At 72.1% G+C, this 19,446-nt stretch carries 16 protein-coding genes and 1 pseudogene; 13 read left to right on the top strand and 4 right to left on the bottom strand.

The window, feature by feature from the left end; genetic code table 11:
- Positions 1-12: 12 nt before the first annotated feature.
- The gene (locus AQJ67_RS39690) at positions 13-729 is read left to right on the top strand and encodes a TetR/AcrR family transcriptional regulator (protein ID WP_062724370.1); all 717 of its coding nucleotides are present in this window, start codon (positions 13-15) and stop codon (positions 727-729) included.
- Here AQJ67_RS39690 and AQJ67_RS39685 read toward each other — a convergent pair.
- From AQJ67_RS39685 to hmgA, 3 genes are read right to left on the bottom strand one after another with little or no spacing between them, the layout of a single operon-like run.
- The gene (locus tag AQJ67_RS39685; protein ID WP_062724369.1) at positions 726-1,874 is read right to left on the bottom strand and encodes a type ISP restriction/modification enzyme; all 1,149 of its coding nucleotides are present in this window, start codon (positions 1,872-1,874) and stop codon (positions 726-728) included. The two genes, AQJ67_RS39690 and AQJ67_RS39685, sit on opposite strands and share 4 nt — an antisense overlap.
- Before the next feature lie 26 nt (positions 1,875-1,900).
- Positions 1,901-2,650, bottom strand: coding sequence for a GntR family transcriptional regulator (locus AQJ67_RS39680; RefSeq protein ID WP_062724368.1), 750 nt, complete (start codon positions 2,648-2,650; stop codon positions 1,901-1,903).
- 27 nt (positions 2,651-2,677) lie between these two features.
- Positions 2,678-4,018, bottom strand: coding sequence for a homogentisate 1,2-dioxygenase (hmgA, locus tag AQJ67_RS39675; protein ID WP_062724367.1), 1,341 nt, complete (start codon positions 4,016-4,018; stop codon positions 2,678-2,680).
- 160 nt (positions 4,019-4,178) lie between these two features.
- On the opposite strand from hmgA, the gene AQJ67_RS39670 reads away from it, so the two are divergent.
- The 12 genes and pseudogenes from AQJ67_RS39670 (at position 4,179) to AQJ67_RS39615 (ending at position 18,436) form a co-directional block, all read left to right on the top strand.
- Positions 4,179-4,829, top strand: coding sequence for a hypothetical protein (locus AQJ67_RS39670; RefSeq protein WP_062724366.1), 651 nt, complete (start codon positions 4,179-4,181; stop codon positions 4,827-4,829).
- The gene (locus AQJ67_RS39665) at positions 4,829-5,443 is read left to right on the top strand and encodes a TetR/AcrR family transcriptional regulator (RefSeq protein ID WP_062724365.1); all 615 of its coding nucleotides are present in this window, start codon (positions 4,829-4,831) and stop codon (positions 5,441-5,443) included. Before AQJ67_RS39670 ends, AQJ67_RS39665 begins: the two co-directional genes overlap by 1 nt.
- A gap of 206 nt (positions 5,444-5,649) precedes the next feature.
- Entirely contained in the window at positions 5,650-7,902 is a 2,253-nt protein-coding gene (locus tag AQJ67_RS39660; protein ID WP_062724449.1) for a molybdopterin oxidoreductase family protein, read from the top strand.
- A gap of 134 nt (positions 7,903-8,036) precedes the next feature.
- Complete coding sequence (locus tag AQJ67_RS39655) at positions 8,037-9,464, top strand: CitMHS family transporter (protein ID WP_062724364.1); 1,428 nt, start codon at positions 8,037-8,039, stop codon at positions 9,462-9,464.
- A gap of 70 nt (positions 9,465-9,534) precedes the next feature.
- Positions 9,535-10,797, top strand: a complete 1,263-nt coding sequence (locus tag AQJ67_RS39650; RefSeq protein ID WP_062724363.1) for an MFS transporter — start codon at positions 9,535-9,537, stop codon at positions 10,795-10,797.
- Positions 10,798-10,897: 100 nt separating this feature from the next.
- Positions 10,898-11,512 carry a hypothetical protein gene (locus AQJ67_RS39645; RefSeq protein WP_062724362.1) on the top strand — a complete coding sequence of 205 codons (615 nt, stop codon included), beginning with the start codon at positions 10,898-10,900 and terminating at the stop codon, positions 11,510-11,512.
- Entirely contained in the window at positions 11,502-12,434 is a 933-nt protein-coding gene (locus AQJ67_RS49890) for a class F sortase (protein WP_079056478.1), read from the top strand. The genes AQJ67_RS39645 and AQJ67_RS49890 overlap by 11 nt, the downstream gene beginning before the upstream one ends.
- 166 nt (positions 12,435-12,600) lie before the next feature.
- Entirely contained in the window at positions 12,601-13,938 is a 1,338-nt protein-coding gene (locus AQJ67_RS39635; protein ID WP_062724361.1) for an ABC transporter ATP-binding protein, read from the top strand.
- 130 nt (positions 13,939-14,068) lie between these two features.
- Positions 14,069-14,341, top strand: a pseudogene (locus AQJ67_RS39630) (DUF3574 domain-containing protein); the annotation flags it as partial.
- Positions 14,342-14,425: 84 nt separating this feature from the next.
- Positions 14,426-15,814, top strand: a complete 1,389-nt coding sequence (locus AQJ67_RS39625) for an aldehyde dehydrogenase family protein (protein WP_062724360.1) — start codon at positions 14,426-14,428, stop codon at positions 15,812-15,814.
- Positions 15,815-15,837: 23 nt separating this feature from the next.
- Positions 15,838-16,920: a Zn-dependent alcohol dehydrogenase gene (locus AQJ67_RS39620; protein WP_062724359.1), complete on the top strand. Its 1,083-nt coding sequence runs from the start codon at positions 15,838-15,840 to the stop codon at positions 16,918-16,920.
- Positions 16,921-17,113: 193 nt separating this feature from the next.
- Positions 17,114-18,436 (top strand): MFS transporter, encoded by a 1,323-nt coding sequence (locus AQJ67_RS39615; protein ID WP_062724358.1) that lies wholly within the window; start codon positions 17,114-17,116, stop codon positions 18,434-18,436.
- A 1-nt stretch (position 18,437) separates the two neighbouring features.
- On the opposite strand, the gene AQJ67_RS39610 is transcribed toward AQJ67_RS39615, so the two are convergent.
- Positions 18,438-19,379 carry a DMT family transporter gene (locus AQJ67_RS39610; RefSeq protein WP_062724357.1) on the bottom strand — a complete coding sequence of 314 codons (942 nt, stop codon included), beginning with the start codon at positions 19,377-19,379 and terminating at the stop codon, positions 18,438-18,440.
- Positions 19,380-19,446: the final 67 nt, after the last annotated feature.

The raw sequence follows: 19,446 nt of genomic DNA, 5'->3' as shown, positions 1-19,446 counted from the left end.
AGGTGATGATCGATGGCTGGCAAGGCGGCCGAGCCCGGAGTGATCTGGGCGCGACCCGAGCGGACGGGGCGCGGGCCGAAACCGGCGTTCACCCGTGCCGACATCGCGGCGGCCGCGGTGCGTATCGCCGACGCCGAGGGGCTCGACGCGGTGTCGATGCGACGGGTGGCCGGTGAGCTGGGCTGCGGCACGATGTCGCTGTACAACTACGTGCCCCGCAAGGAGGACCTCTACGAGCTGATGGTGGACGCCGTCAGCGGGGAGCACGAGCTGTGGGAACCGGGCGGGGACTGGCGGGCGGAGATGCGCCGGGTCGCCCAGCAGACACGCGAGCTGATGCACCGGCACCCGTGGATGACGCGGCTGATGTCACCCGTCTACGGCTTCAGCCCCAACGCCCTGCGGTACCTGGAGCACTGTCTGGCCTGCCTGGACTCACTGGAGGCGCCGTACGGCATGAAGATGCAGCTCGTCGGGATGCTGAACGGCTGTGTGACGTCGTACGTCTCGACCGAACTGGCCGCCGCCGAGCGCACCCGGTCGCTGCCCTGGTCGGCGGAGCAGGAGGACGCGGTGCGGATCGCCTACCTCGGGAGTCAGGTGGCCACGGGGGCGTATCCGAGGATGGCCGCGGCGTTCACGGAGGATCCGGGGCCGATCGATCTCGACGGGGCGTTCGGGTTGATGGTGGAGCGGATGCTGGACGCGTTCGCCCCCAAGAGCGACTAGAGCAACGCGAACTGGCCTTCCGGGCCTTCCTCGTGGTGATCCAGCACCGACGCCGGACGGCGTGCCGCCTCCGGCACCGGGAGGACGCCCGCCTCCCTCAGCTCCGCGGCCGTGATCGGTGCCGGCACCTTCAACTCGCCCCGCCGGGACTCCGGTTCCGCGAGCAGTGCCAGCACCGTGATCAGCTCCAGCAGCTCCGAAGTCCATGCCTGCGGCCAGGTCGCCGGGCGGATCGCCGCCAGGGTGCCCGGCTCGGGCTCCGTGACGCGGGCGGCGAACCACTGCTCCAGGACCTTCGCGCCGGCCACCTCGAAGTCCCAGGCCTCCGGCGGAACCGGTGAGACGCGGCCCTCGTCCAGCAACAGGGCTTCCTCGGCACGGTCGTACTCGATCGTGAGCGGGCGGGAGGGCAGCGGCGCGCGGACGTACGGGCGGCGGCCGCCGGGCAGCTTCGGGCGGTCGCCGTTGCGCCGCATCAGCCACAGGGCGCGGCGGCCCGACTCCACGCCGCGTGCCCACAGGTCCGGGTCGGTGGTGAGGGGGACGGTGAGGTCGGGGCGTACGGTTGCCAGCGTCCAGGCGAGCAGGTCCAGCGGCTCGACCGGTACGCCGAGCCGGTCCCCGAGGTGCTCGACGAGGCCCGGCGCCAGGTTCGGTTCCGTGCCGCCCGGGCGGCGGTACAGCGGGCGGACGCGGCCCGGGCGCAGCAGCGGGAGCAGGGAGGTCGCGAGCAGGCCGGACTCCGGGGTCTCCAGGACGAAGACCTGGTGCTCGTCCGCCACCCGCCACAGCTCGGGGCGGGCCGCGTCGATCAGCCGGTGGTCGGGGATCAGCCACTGCTCGTCGAAGGGGGCGTGCAGGACCCGTACCGGCTCCGGGCAGGGCCCCGAGGCGCGGATAAGCTTCTCCGTGCCGGCGGACCGGCCGGGCAGCTGGCCGACGGCCGAGTGCAGCGTGCGGGAGCGCGTCGGCTCCAGCAGCGCCTCCCGGTCCGGGCCCTCCGCCTTCACGAAGGCGTCCCAGCGGGCTTTCAGGGATGCCGCGTCGGGGCCCGTCGGCCACCCCCGGCCGAGCCGCGGCGGTGCGACGGACCACGGCATGAGGTCCGCCAGCGGCGGAGCGTCGTCGTGCGTCACGCTGGGCATCGTACGACCTGGCCTCGGTGTGCGGGTCAGTTGGCTTCCAAGGTCACCGTGAAGGAGAAGCGGTCGCCCCGGTAGTGGATGACCGCCGCGTCCAGCACCCGTCCCTCCGCGTCGTACGTCACGCCCGTGTAGTGCAGGATCGGGCTCAGCAGCGGGACTTGGAGCAGTCGCGCCGTCTCCGGGTCGGCGAGACGCGCCTCGACCGTGTCCGTGATGCGGCTGATGTCCGCCCCGACCACGTCCCGCAGCACCTTGGTCATCGGCCAGCGGACGAGGTCGTCCAGGTCGATGCGGGCGGCGAGTTCGGGACGGACGTAGTTACGGGCGTGGTTGGTCGGTTCGCCCGTCTTGTCGTCGCTGCGCAGCCGGTGGTATGTCGCCACCTCGTCGACGTCCGGGAAGAACTCGGCGACTTCGGCGGGCACGGGCACCGTGCCGTGCTCCAGCAGCTCCGTCACCATGCCGGACTGCTGCGCCACGATCGCGTCCACCGAGCCGAGCAGCCGCACGGGGGCGCCCCGGCGGACGTCCGGCTCGATGAACGTGCCCCGCCTGCGGTGGCGCGTGATCAGGCCCTCGTCCTCCAGCTCCTTCAGCGCCTGCCGCATGGTCAGCACGCTCACGCCGTAGTGCTCCGCCAACTGCTCCTCGGTGGGCAGTCGCAGCGGGTCCTGCGGACGGCGGCCGAGTATCGAGGCGCGCAGCGACTGCGACACCTGGTACCAGAGCGGCAGCTTGCGGTTCAGGACGATCGAGTCAGGGGCGAAGGAGGTCACGGGGCCATCCGTACCGGTAGGGGATCTCTACTGCAAGGGGCGGAAGTGGCGCTCCATGCCGCGCCAGACGTCGTCGTAGCGCTGTTGCAGGTGGTCGGCGCCGGCCGCCTGCGGGGTGAGCGTCACCGGCCAGCGGGTCTCGAACATGAAGGCGAGACCGTCGTCGATCTTCTGCGGCCTCAGCTCCGCCGCGCTCGCCCTGTCGAACGTCTCCCGGTCCGGGCCGTGCGCCGACATCATGTTGTGCAGCGAGCCGCCGCCCGGCACGAAGCCCTCCGCCTTCGCGTCGTAGGCGCCCTCGATCAGCCCCATGTACTCGCTCATCACGTTCCGGTGGAAGTACGGCGGCCGGAAGGTGTCCTCGCCCACCAGCCAGCGCGGTGCGAAGACCACGAAGTCGACGCCCGCGAGGCCGGGGGTGTCGGACGGGGACGTCAGCACCGTGAAGATCGACGGGTCGGGGTGGTCGTAGGAGATGGTGCCGATCACATTGAAACGGCGCAGGTCATAGACGTACGGCACATGGTTGCCGTGCCAGGCGACCACGTCGAGGGGTGTGTGGTCGTAGGTGGCCGTCCAGAGGTTGCCGCAGAACTTGTTGACCACCTCCACCGGGCCCTCGACCTCCTCGTACGAGGCCACCGGGGCCATGAAGTCCCGGGCGTTGGCGAGGCCGTTGGCGCCGATCGGGCCGAGGTCGGGGAGGTGGAAGGGCGCCCCGTAGTTCTCGCACACATAGCCCCGGGCAGTCGGGCTCTGCCCGCCGTCAGATGCGGTATCCAGCAGCTCCACACGGAAGCGCACCCCACGTGGAATCAGCGCCACATGTGCCGGCTCCACATGCAGCCGCCCGAACTCCGTGTGCAGCAGCAGCCCGCCCCGCTCCGGCACGATCAGCAGCTCGCCGTCGGCGTCGCTGAAGACGCGGTCCATGGACGCGTTGGCGTGATACAGGTGCACGGCCATGCCGGTGCGCTGGGTCGCGTCGCCGTTGCCGCCCAGGGTCCACAGGCCGGCCAGGAAGTCGGTGCCGGGCGCGGGCTCGGGCAGCGGGTTCCAGCGCAGACGGTTCGGGTCCGGCACGGACTCGGTGAAAGGCGCCGTACGGATCGCGCCGTTGTCGGTGCGCGTGAAGGCCGGGTGCGCGGCCGACGGGTGGATGCGGTACAGCCATGAGCGGCGGTTGTGGGCCCTCGGCTCGGTGAACGCCGTACCGCTCAGCTGCTCCGCGTAGAGACCCAGCGGGGCGCGCTGGGGTGAGTTGCGGCCCTCGGGGAGGGCGCCGGGCACCGCCTCCGAGCTGTGCTCGTTGCCGAAACCGGAAAGGTAGGTCAGCCCTTCCGCGGTCTTCCGCGCGTCCCCGCTCATGGTCGCTCCTTAGCGTCTGATTCCTATGCTTCACCGTAGGATTGCGGTTTCGCAAGCGCAAGAGATCAGCGCTGCCTCCCCTTCGAGTACGACGAGAACCGGACGCGAACCAGCCTCAAGGGGGATCCGGCTGTCGGACCGTTGTTCTAATCTCCCGGGCATGTCATGGAACCGGACCCCGCTCGCCGCGCTCGCGGTCTGTGTCCTGCTGCTGACGGGGACCATGGGCTGCGACTCGAATGCCACCCCGGACCAGGGGCAGAACGCGGCATCTCCCGCCCCGGTGGGCAAGGTCGTCGACGACACCGACGACGAAGGGCGGCACTACCGCGAGGTGGGCGAGGGCGAGGCCCCCGAGGTCGGCATAGAGGTGCAGCCGGACGTGGACGGCGACGACGGCAGCTGGGACGTACGGCTGAGCGTCCGCAGGTTCCGCTTCTCGCCCGCCGACGCGGGGGAGCGGGCGGTCGCCGGGCGCGGGCTCGCTTACCTCTACGTGGACGACCGCCTCGTCACCAAGCTGCGCACCCCCGAGTACCGCCTCCCGGCCGGCCTCGTCCCGCGCGGCACCCACCAGGTCACCGTGCGGCTGTACGCCGACGACGGCACGGTGTGGGCCGTGGAGGACGGCCCCGTCCAGAGCACGGCGGACATCACGGCATCGGAGCCCGATCCGGAGCCGGCCCCCACGCCGTCATCGGAGCCGAAGTCGACCCTGACGCCGCCCCCGTCCCCCGCGGCACTGAGCGCGCCGGGTACCCGTCTTCGTACTGGGGGTCGATGTTCCCCGGACCGAGCCGGAAAGGCATGATGAAGACCGTGCCCCACCCAGAAACGCTTCGCCGGGCGCCCGTGCAGCGGCGCAGCGCCGAACGGCTCACCCGGATCCTGGACGCCTGCGCCGACCTCCTCGACGAGGTCGGCTACGACGACCTGAGCACCCGGGCCGTCGCCCAGCGCGCCGGCGTCCCCATCGGCTCCGTCTACCGGTTCTTCGGCAACAAGCGCCAGATGGCCGACGCCCTCGCCCAGCGCAACCTAGAGCGCTACATCGCCCGCGTCACCGAACGCCTGAAGGGCGCCACGGACGGCGACTGGCGGGTGGCGATGGACGCCGTGCTCGACGAGTACCTCGCCATGAAGCGCACCGCGCCCGGCTTCTCCCTCGTCGACTTCGGCAACCAGATCCCCGTCGGCACCCGCGGCGAACCCAACACCCGCGTCGCCGACCGCCTCACCGACCTGCTCTCCGGCTACCTCGGCCGCGAACCGGACGACGACCTGCGCCGCAACTTCCTCATCGCCGTCGAAACCGCCGACACCCTGGTCCACCTCGCGTTCCGGGTCTCCCAGGGCGGCGACGACCGGATCATCGAGGAGGCGCGGCAGATGTTGCGGGCCTATCTGGCGCGGGTGCTGGACTGACGGGCCGCGCTGACGGGCCGCGCTGACGGGGCCCCGCTGACGGGGCCGTGCTGACGGGGCCGCGCAAAGGGGCCCGCACCCGTGGCTCCGGCCGACGGCTCGCGAATTTCCGACCTCACCCCCGCTGGGACTCCCCTCCGTCCATACCGGTCGGTATGCTCGCCCGTGAACCGCGCGCCATCGCCGCCGCCACCCCGGGAGGACCCGTGTCCCGCACCGCACTGCGCATCTGCCCCCTGTGCGAGGCCACCTGCGGCCTGACGCTCACCATCGAGGGAACCGAGGTCACCGGTGCCCGCGGTGACCGGGACGACGTGTTCAGCAAGGGGTTCATCTGCCCCAAGGGCGCCTCCTTCGGGGCCGTCGACGGTGACCCCGACCGGCTGCGGGCGCCGCTCGTGCGCAAGGACGGCGAACTGCGTGAGGCGACCTGGGAGGAGGCCTTCGACGCGGTCGCCGCCGGGATCCGCACGGTCGTCGAGCGGTACGGGCCGCACTCGGTGGGCGTCGTCCTGGGCAACCCCAACGTGCACACCATGGCCGGCGCGCTCTACCCGCCGGTGCTGCTCGCCGGCCTCGGCACCCGCAGCGTCTTCACCGCCTCCACGGTCGACCAGATGCCCAAGCACGTCTCCAGCGGCCTGCTCTATGGCGACGCCCTCGCGATCCCCGTGCCGGATCTCGACCACACCGACCATCTGCTCCTGATCGGGGCGAACCCCCTGGAGTCCAACGGCAGTCTGTGCACCGCCCCCGACTTCCCGGGCAAGCTCAAGGCGCTCAAGGCCCGCGGCGGCACCCTCACCGTCATCGACCCGCGCCGCACGCGCACCGCGAAGCTCGCCGACCGGCACATCGCGATCCGGCCCGGCACGGACGCCCTGCTCCTCGCGGCGATGGCGTACACCCTCTTCGAGGAGGGTCTCGTGGATCCGGGCGAGCTGACCCCGCACCTCCAGGGGCTCGACGAACTCCCGGACGCCGTACGGGACTTCACCCCGGAAGCCGCCGCCGACGCCTGCGACGTGGACGCCGGAACCATCCGCGTCCTCGCCCGCGAACTCGCCGCCGCCCCCACCGCCGCCGTCTACGGCCGCATCGGCAGCTGCACCGTCCCGCACGGCACCCTGGCCAGCTGGCTGGTCGACGTCCTCAACATCCTCACCGGCAACCTGGACCGCCCCGGCGGCGCGCTCTTCCCGCAGGCGGCCACCGACAAGACGCCCCGCCCCGCAGGACCCGGCCGCGGCTTCGCGCTCGGCCGCTGGCACTCCCGGGTGAGCGAACACCCCGAGGCCAAGGGCGAGTTGCCGCTCTCCGCGCTCGCCGAGGAGATCGACACGGCCACCGAGGAGGGTGAGCCGATCCGGGCGCTCATCTCGGTCGCCGCCAATCCCGTGCTGTCCGCCCCCGACGGCGACCGGCTCGACAAGGCTCTCGGCTCGCTCGACTTCATGGTCAGCGTCGACCCGTACCTCAACGAGACCTCGCGCCACGCCCACGTCGTGCTGCCGCCGCCCCCGCCCTCGCAGAGCCCGCACCACGACTTCGCCTTCAACACCCTCGCCGTGCGCAACCAGGTCCGCTACACCCGCCCCGCCGTCCCGCTGGAGCCCGGCCGGATGGCGGAGACCGAGATCCTGGCCCGGCTGATCCTCGCCGCGACCGGCATGCACGGCGCCGACCCGTCCGCCGTCGACGACCTGGTCATCGGCCAGACCCTCGGCAAGGCCGTGAAGGAGCCCCATGCGCCGGTGCACGGGAGCGACCCCCACGAACTCGCCGCGCGGCTCACCGGGCTCACCGGCCCCGAGCGGCGGCTCGACATGATGCTGCGCCTCGGCCCGTACGGCGACGGCTTCGGCGTACGGCCGGACGGGCTGAGCCTGGAGAAGCTGCTCGCGCATCCGCACGGCATCGACCTCGGGCCCCTCACGTCCCGGCTGCCACAGCCGCTGAAGACCGTCAGCGGCAAGGTGGAGCTGCTGCCGCGGCCCGTCGCCGACGACCTGCCCCGGCTCCGGGAGGCGCTGCGCGAGCGCGCCGACGGGCTCGTCCTGATCGGCCGCCGCCATCTGCGGTCCAACAACAGCTGGATGCACAACGTCCCCGCCCTCACCGGCGGCTCCAACCGCTGCACCCTGCACATCCACCCGGACGACGCCGAGCGGCTCGGAGTGCGGGACGGGGCGGCCGTACGCCTCAAGGGCGCCGGGGGAGAGGTGACCGCCCCCGCCGAGGTCACCGACGTCGTGCGCCCGGGTGTGGTGAGCCTGCCGCACGGCTGGGGCCACGACCGCCCCGGCACCCGCCTCAGCCACGCCGCCGCCGACCCCGGCGCCAACGTCAACCAGCTCCTCGACGGCAGCCTCCTGGACCCGCTGTCGGGCAACGCCGTACTCAACGGGGTGCCGATCGAAGTGGTCCCGCTGGCCGAAAAGATCACGCCTCTGACCTGAGCAAAGCTCTGACCTGGAGTTTTGCGCTTATTGCTCGCATGTCAACGTCTTGTTAACGCTGTTTGAACGGACCTAACGTCGTCCCACCGCCGGCCCTGGTGGGTCGTTCAAGGGCGAACGTTAGGTATCCACTCATGCTGACCATCCTTGGCTTCGCCATGATCGCGACCTTCCTGGTCCTGATCATGATGAAGAAGATGTCGCCGATCGCGGCGCTCGTGCTGATTCCGGCACTGTTCTGCGTCTTCGTCGGAAAGGGCGCCAAGCTCGGTGACTACGTCATCGAAGGCGTCACCAGCCTCGCGCCCACCGCGGCGATGCTGATGTTCGCGATCGTCTACTTCGGTGTGATGATCGATGTCGGTCTCTTCGACCCGATCGTGCGCGGGATCCTGAAGTTCGCGAAGGCCGACCCGATGCGGATCGTCGTCGGTACGGCGATCCTCGCCGCGATCGTCTCCCTCGACGGCGACGGCTCGACCACCTTCATGATCACCGTCTCGGCGATGTACCCGCTGTACAAGCGCCTGAAGATGAGCCTGGTCGTGATGACCGGTGTGGCCGCGATGGCCAACGGCGTGATGAACACCCTGCCGTGGGGCGGCCCCACCGCCCGCGCCGCCACCGCGCTGAAGGTGGACGCCAGCGAGATCTTCGTCCCGATGATCCCGGCCCTCGCCGTCGGCCTCCTCGCCGTCATCGTCCTGTCGTACTTCCTCGGTCTGCGCGAGCGCAAGCGGCTCGGCGTGCTCACCCTGGACCAGGTCCTGGTGGAGGAGAAGGCCGAGCAGAAGGAGACCGAGACGGTGCTGGTCGGCGCCGGCTCCGGTGCCGGCGGCACGGGCAAGGACACGGTCGCCACCGGCGGCTCCGGCTCGGGCACCGACGCCGAGGACGACGACGAGGACGAGAAGAAGCGCTTCCAGGTCCTCGACCCGAACCGTCCCACCCTGCGCCCCAAGCTCTACTGGTTCAACGCGCTGCTCACGGTCGCCCTGCTCACCTGCATGATCATGGAGTGGCTGCCGATCCCGGTGCTGTTCCTGCTCGGCGCCGCGCTCGCGCTCACCGTGAACTTCCCGCACATCCCGGACCAGAAGGCCCGCCTGGCCGCCCACGCCGACAACGTCCTCAACGTCTCCGGCATGGTCTTCGCCGCCGCCGTCTTCACCGGCGTCCTGCAGGGCACCGGCATGGTGGACCACATGGCCAAGTGGATGGTCGACGTGATCCCCGAGGGCATGGGCCCGCACATGGCCCTGGTCACCGGCGTCCTGAGCCTCCCGCTCACCTACTTCATGTCGAACGACGGCTTCTACTTCGGTGTCCTGCCCGTCCTCGCCGAGGCCGGCGCCGCGCACGGTGTCACCCCGCTGGAGATGGCCCGCGCCTCCCTGGTCGGCCAGCCGCTGCACATGTCGAGCCCGCTCGTCCCGGCCGTGTACGTCCTGGTCGGCATGGCCAAGGTGGAGTTCGGCGACCACACCAAGTTCGTGGTGAAGTGGGCGGCCCTCACCTGCCTCGTCATCCTGGCGGCCGGGTTGCTCTTCGGAATCATCTGACCCGCACGCCCCGTTCCGCAGCGTTCCGGACCAGGCCCGGACGCTCCGGGAATCCTGAGAGGACACGATCATGGCGCCCGGTGGGAACCGCGGCTGGCTGCTCCGCCTCGTCATCGCCTTCAGCTTCGCGCAGGGGGCGGTGTCGATGGCCCGGCCCGCCGTCTCCTACCGGGCGCTGGCGTTGGGCGCGGACGAACGAGCGATCGGCGTGATCGCGGGCGTCTACGCCCTGCTCCCGCTCTTCGTCGCCGTACCGCTCGGCCGCCGTACCGACCACGGGCGCTGCGCGCCGCTGCTGCCCGTCGGCGTCGTGCTGATATCCGGCGGCTGTGCGCTGAGCGGCCTCGCGGACTCCCTGTGGGCGATGGCGGTCTGGAGCGGCGTCATGGGCCTCGGCCATCTCTGCTTCGTCATCGGCGCCCAGTCCCTCGTCGCCCGCCAGTCCGCCCCGCACGAACAGGACCGCAACTTCGGCCACTTCACCATCGGCGCCTCGCTCGGCCAGCTGGTCGGCCCGATCGCCGCGGGCGCGCTGATCGGCGGCCGGGACATGGCGGGGACCAGCGCGTTCGCCCTGCTGGTGGCGGGCGCGGGCGGCGCGGTCGCGCTGACCTCGCTGTGGCGCACAGAGCGCCGTACGACGGCTGCCTCCCGCAAGGAACGGGGCGACCGCGTCCCCGTCCAGCGCATCCTGCGCGCCCGGGGCGTGCCCGCCGGCATCTTCATCAGCCTCGCCGTGCTCTCCGCGACCGACATCCTCACCGCCTACCTCCCGGTGGTCGGCGAGCACCGCGGGATCGCGCCCTCCGTGATCGGCCTGCTGCTCAGCCTGCGCGCGGCGGCCACCATCGCCTGCCGGCTGGTGCTGACGCCCCTGCTGCGGCTGCTCGGCCGGACCCTGCTGCTGACCGTGACCTGTCTGCTGGCGGCCCTGCTCTGCGCCGGGATCGCGCTGCCGGTGCCGGTGTGGGCGCTGGCCCTGATGCTGGCGGTGCTCGGCTTCTGCCTCGGCGTCGGCCAGCCGCTGTCCATGACGACGGTCGTCCAGGCGGCCCCCGACGGCGCCCGCTCCACCGCCCTCGCCCTGCGGCTGACCGGCAACCGGCTCGGGCAGGTCGCGGCCCCGGCGTCGGCGGGCCTGATCGCGGGGCTCGCGGGGGTGGCGGCGCCGTTCGTGATGCTGGGGGCGCTGTTGCTGCTGTCGGCGGGGACGGCGCTGCGGGCGCCGGCGGGTCCGGCGGGTCCGGCGGGTCCGGCGGGTCCGGCGGGGGAGGAGGACGCCGGGAGGCAGGGCGGATCCAGCGCGATCTTGCGCCGAAAGAGTGGTATCTGATGGGCCGTAAGGCGCTGCTTCGAGGATTCGCCGGGCACATGTGAAAGAGAGTCAGACGAAGAGCGATTTGTACGAAAATCGTCTGACTCGGAGGACTCGCATGCCCACCACGCCTCTTCCACGCCGCGCCGGAGTGCGCATCGCCGCCGTCACGGCGCTGACCGCCGCGCTCACCCCGCTCTCCGGCCTGCCGACGGCGGGCGCCGCACCGATGGCCCCCGGGGACAACGGCACCCTCAAGATCCACACGGCGCCGTGGGACGGGGTCCCGCGCACGAACTACGGTGACGCGATCGACGAGCCGAGGGTCTGCCGGTTCTACCTCGACGCGGCCAACTTCGAGACCGTCGACGCCGTCAACTGGCGCATCGAGACCCAGCCGCCGGTGGCGGGCGGCGCCACCCTGCGCGGGACCCTCAACCTGCCGAACGACACCGGCATCGGCCACACCGAGGACCTGAACCTGCCCGACGGGCAGTACCGGCTGATCTGGTCGTTCACGGGCATGACCGGCGCCGAGCGGGAGAAGACGTTCACGGTCGACTGCCGGGCCTCGATGTCGACACCCGCCCCGCAGGGCGGTCCGCCCGCCGGGGGCGGCGGCATCGCGCGCGATGAGGCGTTCACCACGGTCGCCGGCGCGGGTGCCGTGGGCCTGGCCGCGGTGGGCGGGGTGGTGTGGTTCCGGCTCCGTCGTCGCTCGCATGGCGCGTAGGAGACGGCGAAGGCCCTGGTACCGCAGGCGCGCCTACCGCCTCGCGAGGACGGCCGTACTGACCGTTCTGCTGGTGGTGGTCGGCATCCGGATGAGCGAGCGGAGGGAGCCGCCCGCCGGGACGGTCGTGTCGGCTCCCGGCTCCCCCGAAGCCTCCGACGTCCGTGCCGGCGTCACCGCACCCGATGACGCCGGCACGGCCGCCCGGGAGGAGGGTGCCGGTCCGGACACCCGCGGCGAGAACGCCGGTCCCGGTGCCGCCGCCGACGCCCGCCCCGGAGCCGAGGCCCGCCCCGGAGCCGAGGCCCGCCCCGGAGCCGAGGCCCGGCCCGACGCCCCGGCCGGGCCGGGACGCGAGGCGGTCACCCCGGCCCCCTCGCCCTCCCGTCCGGCCCCCTCGGTGAAGGCCGGCAACCGCCCCGCGCCGCCCCGCACCCTGCCCCGCTCCCGTGCGACCCGCCTGGTCATCCCCTACGTCGGCATCGACGCCCCGCTCATCGACCTCCGTCTCGACAGCGAGCGGCGCCTGCCCGCGCCCCCGGAGGACGAGCCCGACGTGGCCGGCTGGTACGCGGACGGACCGTCACCCGGCGAGCAGGGCACCGCCATCGCCGTGGGCCACCTCGACACCAACACCGGCCCCGCCGTCTTCGGCGGCCTCGGCGAACTGAAGCGCGGCAAACGCGTCGAGGTCCGCCGCGCCGACGGGCGCACCGCCGTCTACTCGGTCGACGCCATCAAGTCGTACGAGAAGGACAAGTTCCCCAACGGCGAGGTGTACGGCGCCCGCAAGCGCCCGGAGCTGCGGCTGATCACCTGTGGCGGCAACTACGACCGCAGGACCGGCTACTCCGGCAACGTCGTCGTCTTCGCCCATCTCATCGCGACCCGCGGCCCGTCCAAGTCGGCCGAAAAGCGCTGAACGCGGCGGCCGTCCGCTTTCTCACTTGCCGGACCGGCAGGCCCGATCCGGCCCTTTCCCTTCCCTCGGCCGCACACATTCCGTTAACTTCCGTGACTCATACGCCCCGTACGACCCGCACGAGGCGTTCGACCGCGGAGCAAATGAGCCCTCGGGGGCAGCCGTCATGACACGCGCCATATCCCTGCACGACGTGAGCAAGGCATACACGCGAGGTGTCCGCGTCGTGGACCGCTTCTCGCTGGACATCGAACCCGGCGAGTTCCTCGTCCTTCTCGGGCCCTCCGGCTGCGGCAAGTCCACCGTGCTCAGAATGATCGCCGGTCTGGAGGACATCGACGAGGGCGAGCTGCTGCTGGACGGCGAGTACGCCAACGACCTGCTGCCCGCCGCACGGCGGATGGCGATGGTCTTCCAGAACTTCGCCCTCTACCCGAACATGACCACCCGCGACAACATCGGCTTCCCCCTGCGCATCGAGGCACCCGGCACGGACCCGTGCCCCCGCGTGGACACCACCGCCCGCATGCTGGGCATCGAGGACCTCCTCGACCGCTTCCCCGCCCAGCTCTCCGGCGGCGAACGCCAGCGCGTCGCCATGGGCCGGGCCATCGCCCGCCACCCCACCGCGTTCCTGATGGACGAGCCGCTGTCCAACCTGGACGCCAAGCTCCGCAACCACCTGCGCGCCGAGATCTCCGCCCTCACCCGCGAGCTGGGCGTCACCACGGTCTACGTCACCCACGACCAGGCCGAGGCGATGTCCCTCGGCGACCGGGTCGCCGTCATGCGCGGCGGCGTCCTCCAGCAGGTCGGCACCCCGCGCTCGGTGTACGCGCTGCCCCGCAACGTCTTCGCCGCCGCCTTCATCGGCACCCCGCGCATCAACCTGCTGCGCGGTGTCGTACGGGCCCCGCTGGACGGCGCCATGACGATCAGCCTCGGCAAGCAGTACCTCCGGCTGCCCGAACCGCTCACCCTGGACCACCAGTTGCTCCGCGTCCAGCAGGGCCGCGAGGTCATCGTGGGCCTGCGCTCGGAGGCGGTCCGGATCGCCGAGCCCACCTCCGCCCGGCCGGGCGAGGTGCACATCACGGGCCTGGTCGAACACGTGGAGTTCCAGGGCCACGAGGTCCTCGTCCACTTCAACACCGGCTCGCGCCCCGCCGTCGTACCCGACCTGGAGGCCCCGCGCCCCGTCCCCCCGGTCCGGCGCCGCCGCCGTGACGCCGGCAACGTGCTGGACCGGCTCCGCACCCGGGCGGGCGCCCTGCGCGCCGGGCCCGTGGTGACGCTGGAGCATCCGGCCGACGCCGCCCCCGACCCGGCGCCCCCCGAGGGCCGCCTCCCCGGCGACCTGATCGTCCGCACCACCCCCGACTTCGACCTCCGGCACGGCATGCAGGTGCCGCTCCTCGTCGACATCGCCCACCTGTTCGTCTTCGACCACCACGGCGAACGGATCTGCCCGGATCCGGCGCGGCTGCCCGATCTGGAGGAGTGACGGGCGCTCCGCTGGGGGTGCCGTGATGGGTCCTGCCGCTGGGGACCTGTTTCGGCTGCGGCGCCGCCGTGGCTGGTCGCGCAGTTCCCCGCGCCCCTGAGGGCGCTGCCGAACCGCAAACCAGACCTGTACCGTCACCGACCGCCAGTTCATGGCCTTCGTCGACAAGGAGGTCACACCGGACTTCCCGGACGGGCTCACGATCCAGTCCGGGCGCGGACAGTGGCGGGACGCGAGCGGGACGATCGAGAAGGAGCGGTCGTACGAGTTGATCCTGCTCTACCCGCAGGCGGCGGCGCAGAGCAGCGACCGCAGGATCGAGGAGATCCGCCGGGACTACGAGAAGACCTTCGGCCAGGAGGCGGTGGGGAGGGTGGACGACGAGGCCCGCGTCGACTTCTGATGTCATGGGACGTCTGGCATCTAAAAACTATCGCCGCTAGTTTATGTGTCGGACGTCAAGAAGGCCCGCCCGGGAGGAAACGCCATGAAGGCACACGACGGCATGTACATCGACGGCGCCTGGCGCCCCGCCGCGGGCCGGGATGTGATCGACGTGGTGAACCCGGCCGACGAGCAGGTCGTCGGCCGGGTCCCGGCCGGCACCGCCGCCGACGTCGACACCGCCGTACGGGCCGCCCGCGCCGCCCTCCCGGCCTGGGCCGCCACCCCGCCCGCCGAGCGCGCCGCGCGGCTCAGCGCCCTGCGCGACCTCCTCGACGCCCGCAGGGACGAGATCGCCGAGACGGTCACCGCCGAGCTCGGGGCGCCCCTGAAGTTCTCCCAGGCGGTCCACGCGGCCGTACCGATCGCGGTCGCGGGCTCCTACGCCGAGCTGGCGGCGACGTACGCCTTCGAGGAGAAGGTCGGCAACTCGACCGTCTACCAGGAGCCCGTCGGCGTGGTCGGCGCCATCACGCCCTGGAACTACCCGCTGCACCAGATCGTCGCCAAGGTCGCCCCGGCGCTGGCGGCCGGCTGCACGGTGGTGGTGAAGCCCGCCGAGGACACCCCGCTGGTCGCCCAGCTCTTCGCCGAGGCGGTCCACGAGGCCGGCGTCCCCGCCGGCGTCTTCAACCTGGTCACCGGCCGCGGCCCGGTCGCCGGCCAGGCGCTCGCCGAGCACCCCGGCGTCGACCTGGTCTCCTTCACCGGCTCCACGGCCGTCGGCCGGCGGATCGGCGCGGTGGCCGGCGCGGCGATCAAGAAGGTCGCCCTGGAGCTGGGCGGCAAGTCCGCCAACGTCATCCTGCCGAGCGCAGACCTCGCCACGGCGGTCAACGTCGGCGTCGCCAACGTCATGTCCAACTCCGGGCAGACGTGCAGCGCCTGGACGCGCATGCTGGTCCACCGGGACCAGTACGACGAGGCCGTCCGGCTGGCCACGGCCGCCGCCGCGAAGTACGGCGAGCGCATCGGCCCGGTCGTCAATGCCAAGCAGCAGGAACGGGTCCTCGGCTATATCGAGAAGGGCGTGGTCGAAGGGGCGCGCGTGGTCGCGGGCGGCCCCGAGGCCCCGCGTGAGCTGGGGTACTACGTCAGCCCGACCGTCCTCGCCGACGTGACGCCCGACATGACCGTCGCCCAGGAGGAGATCTTCGGCCCGGTCCTGTCGATCCTGCGTTACGAGGACGAGGAGGACGCCCTGCGCATCGCCAACGGCACCGTGTACGGCCTCGCGGGCGCCGTCTGGGCGGGCGAGGAGGCGGAGGCGGTGGCCTTCGCGCGCCGGATGGACACCGGGCAGGTCGACATCAACGGCGGCCGCTTCAACCCGCTCGCCCCCTTCGGCGGCTACAAGCAGTCGGGAGTGGGCCGCGAACTCGGCGCACACGGCCTGGCCGAGTACCTCCAGACCAAGTCCCTCCAGTTCTGAGCAAGTTCAAGGGAGCTTCCCCCATGGCCGTCCGTGCCGCCGTCCTGCCCGCCATCGGTGCCCCGCTGGAGGTCACCGAGATCGACCTGCCCGACCTCGGACCCGGCCAGGTCCGCGTCCGCCTCGCCGCGGCCGGCGTCTGCCACTCCGACCTGTCCCTGTCCAACGGCACCATGCGCGTCCCCGTCCCCGCGGTCCTGGGCCACGAGGGCGCGGGCACGGTCGTGGCCGTGGGGGAGGGGGTCACGCACGTCGCGCCCGGCGACGGAGTCGTCCTCAACTGGGCGCCGTCCTGCGGCAGTTGTCATGCCTGCGGGCTCGGCGAGGTCTGGCTGTGCGCCAACGCGCTGAACGGCGCCGCCGACGTCTACGCCCGCACCGCCGACGGCACCGACCTCCACCCCGGCCTGAACGTCGCCGCGTTCGCCGAGGAGACGGTCGTCTCCGCCGACTGCCTCCTGCCGCTCCCGGACGGCATCCCGCTCACCGACGCCGCCCTGCTGGGCTGCGCCGTCCTCACCGGCTACGGCGCCGTGCACCACTCGGCGCGGGTCCGGGCGGGGGAGACGGTCGCGGTGTTCGGCGTCGGCGGCGTGGGCCTGGCGGCCCTTCAGTCGGCCCGGATCGCGGGCGCGGCGAAGATCGTCGCGGTCGACGTCTCCCCGGAGAAGGAGGAGCTGGCCCGCGCGGCGGGCGCCACCGACTATGTGATCGCCTCCGAGAACACGGCCCGCGAGATCCGCGGCCTCACCGGCAAGCAGGGCGTGGACGTGGCCGTCGAGTGCGTGGGACGCGCGACCACGATCCGCACGGCCTGGGACTCCACCCGTCGCGGCGGCCGCACCACGGTCGTCGGCATCGGCGGCAAGGACCAGCAGGTCAGCTTCAACGCCCTGGAGATCTTCCACTGGGGCCGTACCCTCTCCGGCTGCGTCTACGGCAACTCCGACCCGGCCCGCGACCTGCCCGTCCTCGCCGAGCACGTCCGCGCGGGGCGCCTGGACCTCGGCGCGCTGGTGACGGAGCGGATCGCCCTGGAGGGCATCCCGGCGGCGTTCGAGAACATGCTCGCGGGGAAGGGCGGCAGGGCCCTGGTGGTGTTCTAGCCCTGCCCGCGGTGCGCCCCGGTCTCTGTGGGAGGCCGGGGCCGCAGGCATGCCCGGACTCCGCTCTCCGTGCCATGTACAGGCAAAAAACTGCTGTTGTGCGACCCGTTGACGTCCATACCGTCCGGTCAGTACGTTCCCCGGAATCCGCCCCACCCCCCGTTCCGTCCCCAGCACCCCGGAGTGTGCACGCATGGACACGGCACCTTCCGCTCAACCGCTCCCCACCACCGCTCCCGCCGACGGCAACCGCCGCCGCGTCGCCACCGCGGCCGCTCTCGCGTCCGCCGTGGAGTGGTACGACTACTTCGTCTTCGGCATCGCCGCCGCCCTGGTGCTCGGCGACCTGTACTTCCCGGCCGGGAGCCCCACGGCCGGAGTGCTCGCCTCCTTCGCCACCTTCGCCGTCGGCTTCCTCGCCCGCCCCCTCGGCGGCATCGTCGCCGGCCAGCTCGGCGACAAGCGCGGCCGCAAGCCGATGCTGGTCCTCGCGCTCACCCTGATGGGCCTCGCCACCACCGGCATCGGCCTGCTCCCGACCTACGAGACGATCGGCGTCGCCGCCCCGATCCTGCTGGTCCTCTTCCGCGTGCTCCAGGGCATCGCCGTGGGCGCCCAGTGGGGCGGCGCGATGCTGATGGCCACCGAGTACGCCCCCGAGGGCAAGCGCGGCATCTACGGCAGCTTCGTGCAGCTCGGCGTCCCCATCGGCGTGGTGACCGCCAACACGGTGTTCCTGCTCGCCGGGGCGTTCACGACCGACGCGGAGTTCGCGGCCTGGGCCTGGCGCGTGCCGTTCCTCGTGGGCCTGTTCGTCCTCGCGCTCGCCTGGTACATCCACACCCGCGTCGAGGAGACGCCCGAATTCCGGGAGGCGGAGAAGAGGCTGGCCGAGAAGGAGAAGTCCGAGCAGTCCTCACCGCTGCGCACGATCCTGCGCGGCCACCTCGGCACGGTCCTCCTCGCCGGCGGCTCCTTCGCCGTGAACACCGCGACCTTCTACATCATCATCACCGGCGTGCTCGACTACACGACCCGCGAACTCGGCATGAAGAAGAGCGCCGTCCTCACCGTCTCGCTCTGCATCAGCCTCACCCAGCTGGTGCTGATCCCGGCCGCCGCCGCGCTCTCGGACAAGATCGGACGAATCCGTATCTACGCGATCGGCGCGGCCGGCATCGGTCTGTGGGCGGTACCGCTGTTCCTGCTGATCGACACCGGTTCGCTGCTGTGGCTGGCCGTCGGCACCTTCGTCGCCAGCTGCTTCCTCAGCATCATGTACGGCCCCCAGGCGGCCCTGTTCGCCGAGCTGTTCACGCCCGAGATGCGCTACACGGGCGCCTCCCTCGGCTACCAGATCGCGGCCGTGCTCGGCGGCGGCCTCGCGCCGTTCATGATGGTGCTGCTGCTGGAGACCACCGACACCTCGATGGCGGTCTCCGGCTACATCATCGGGCTCTCGGTGATCGCCCTGCTGTCCATCAAGGTCCTCGCGGACCGGGCGCGCAGCCGCTGACTCACGCCGATTCGCGGGTCTGCTCGGGTTGTGGCGCGGCCGCCACGACCCGAGCGGACCGCGTCCGGGACCGCGACACGGCGACCCCGGCCAGACACAGCGCCCCGCCCGCCAGCGTCAGCGGCCCCGGCACCTCGCCCAGGGCCAGCCAGGACATCAGCACCACCAGCGCGGGCACCGCGTACGTGGTCGCGCCCATGCTGCTGGCGGTCGTACGGGCGAGGGCGTACGCCCAGGTGGTGAAGGCCAGCGCCAGCGAGAAGACACCCAGATAGACCAGGTTGAGGGTCGCGGACAGGGAGGCGTCGGCCGCGTCGCCGATCAGCTGCCCGGCGAAGGGCAGACAGAGGACCGCCCCCACCAGACACCCGTACGTCGTGACCTGGAGCGCGCTCGCGTGACCGAGCGCCGGCTTCTGCGCCACGACGCCGCCCGCGTAGCCGACCGCGGCGAGCAGACACAGCACCACCCCGAGCACCGAGGACCCGCCGCCGCCCGACATCGACAGTCCCACGGTCACCGCGCCGGCGAACGACACCGCCATCCCCGCCAGCAGCCGCGGCGGCATCGGATCGCCGAGCAGCCGGGCGCCCAGCAGCGCGATGAGGATGGGCCCGATGTTCACGACCAGCGCCGCGGTGCCGGCGTCCACCTGCTGCTCGCCCCAGTTCAGTACGACGCTGTAGAACCCGAACCACAGCAGCCCCGATATCGCGATCCCGGGCCAGGCCGCCCGGGGCGGCAGCCCCTCCCGCCGGACCAGACAGATACCGCCCAGCACCACGGCCCCGACGAGCAGCCGCCCCAGCGCGAGGGCGCCGGGCGAGTACTCCGAGCCGGCGCTGCGGATGGAGACGAAGGCGGAGGCCCACAGGACGACGGTGACGGTGGCTGCGCCTGCCGCGAGGAGTTCGGTGCGGCGGGTGGGGGAGGCGTTCATCATGCTCCAGAGGCTAGGAGAGGGGAGGGGGAGGGGGCTCGCGGATTTCGGACGGGGGACTAAGACTTCG

Source organism: Streptomyces caeruleatus, from assembly GCF_001514235.1.
GTDB lineage: Bacteria > Actinomycetota > Actinomycetes > Streptomycetales > Streptomycetaceae > Streptomyces > Streptomyces caeruleatus.
The sequence above is the reverse complement of the archived record's forward strand: the minus strand, read 5'-3'. Positions and strand labels throughout refer to the sequence as shown.

Coding starts and splice junctions, on each gene's coding strand:
- AQJ67_RS39690 (WP_062724370.1), top strand. CDS start 13: ATGGCTGGCAAGGCGGCCGAGCCCGGAGTGATCTGGGCGCGACCCGAG.
- AQJ67_RS39625 (WP_062724360.1), top strand. CDS start 14,426: ATGAAGGCACACGACGGCATGTACATCGACGGCGCCTGGCGCCCCGCC.
- AQJ67_RS39615 (WP_062724358.1), top strand. CDS start 17,114: ATGGACACGGCACCTTCCGCTCAACCGCTCCCCACCACCGCTCCCGCC.
- AQJ67_RS39670 (WP_062724366.1), top strand. CDS start 4,179: ATGTCATGGAACCGGACCCCGCTCGCCGCGCTCGCGGTCTGTGTCCTG.
- AQJ67_RS39635 (WP_062724361.1), top strand. CDS start 12,601: ATGACACGCGCCATATCCCTGCACGACGTGAGCAAGGCATACACGCGA.
- AQJ67_RS39650 (WP_062724363.1), top strand. CDS start 9,535: ATGGCGCCCGGTGGGAACCGCGGCTGGCTGCTCCGCCTCGTCATCGCC.
- hmgA (WP_062724367.1), bottom strand. CDS start 4,018: ATGAGCGGGGACGCGCGGAAGACCGCGGAAGGGCTGACCTACCTTTCC.
- AQJ67_RS39685 (WP_062724369.1), bottom strand. CDS start 1,874: ATGCCCAGCGTGACGCACGACGACGCTCCGCCGCTGGCGGACCTCATG.
- AQJ67_RS39645 (WP_062724362.1), top strand. CDS start 10,898: ATGCCCACCACGCCTCTTCCACGCCGCGCCGGAGTGCGCATCGCCGCC.
- AQJ67_RS39610 (WP_062724357.1), bottom strand. CDS start 19,379: ATGATGAACGCCTCCCCCACCCGCCGCACCGAACTCCTCGCGGCAGGC.
- AQJ67_RS39620 (WP_062724359.1), top strand. CDS start 15,838: ATGGCCGTCCGTGCCGCCGTCCTGCCCGCCATCGGTGCCCCGCTGGAG.
- AQJ67_RS39665 (WP_062724365.1), top strand. CDS start 4,829: ATGAAGACCGTGCCCCACCCAGAAACGCTTCGCCGGGCGCCCGTGCAG.
- AQJ67_RS39655 (WP_062724364.1), top strand. CDS start 8,037: ATGCTGACCATCCTTGGCTTCGCCATGATCGCGACCTTCCTGGTCCTG.
- AQJ67_RS49890 (WP_079056478.1), top strand. CDS start 11,502: ATGGCGCGTAGGAGACGGCGAAGGCCCTGGTACCGCAGGCGCGCCTAC.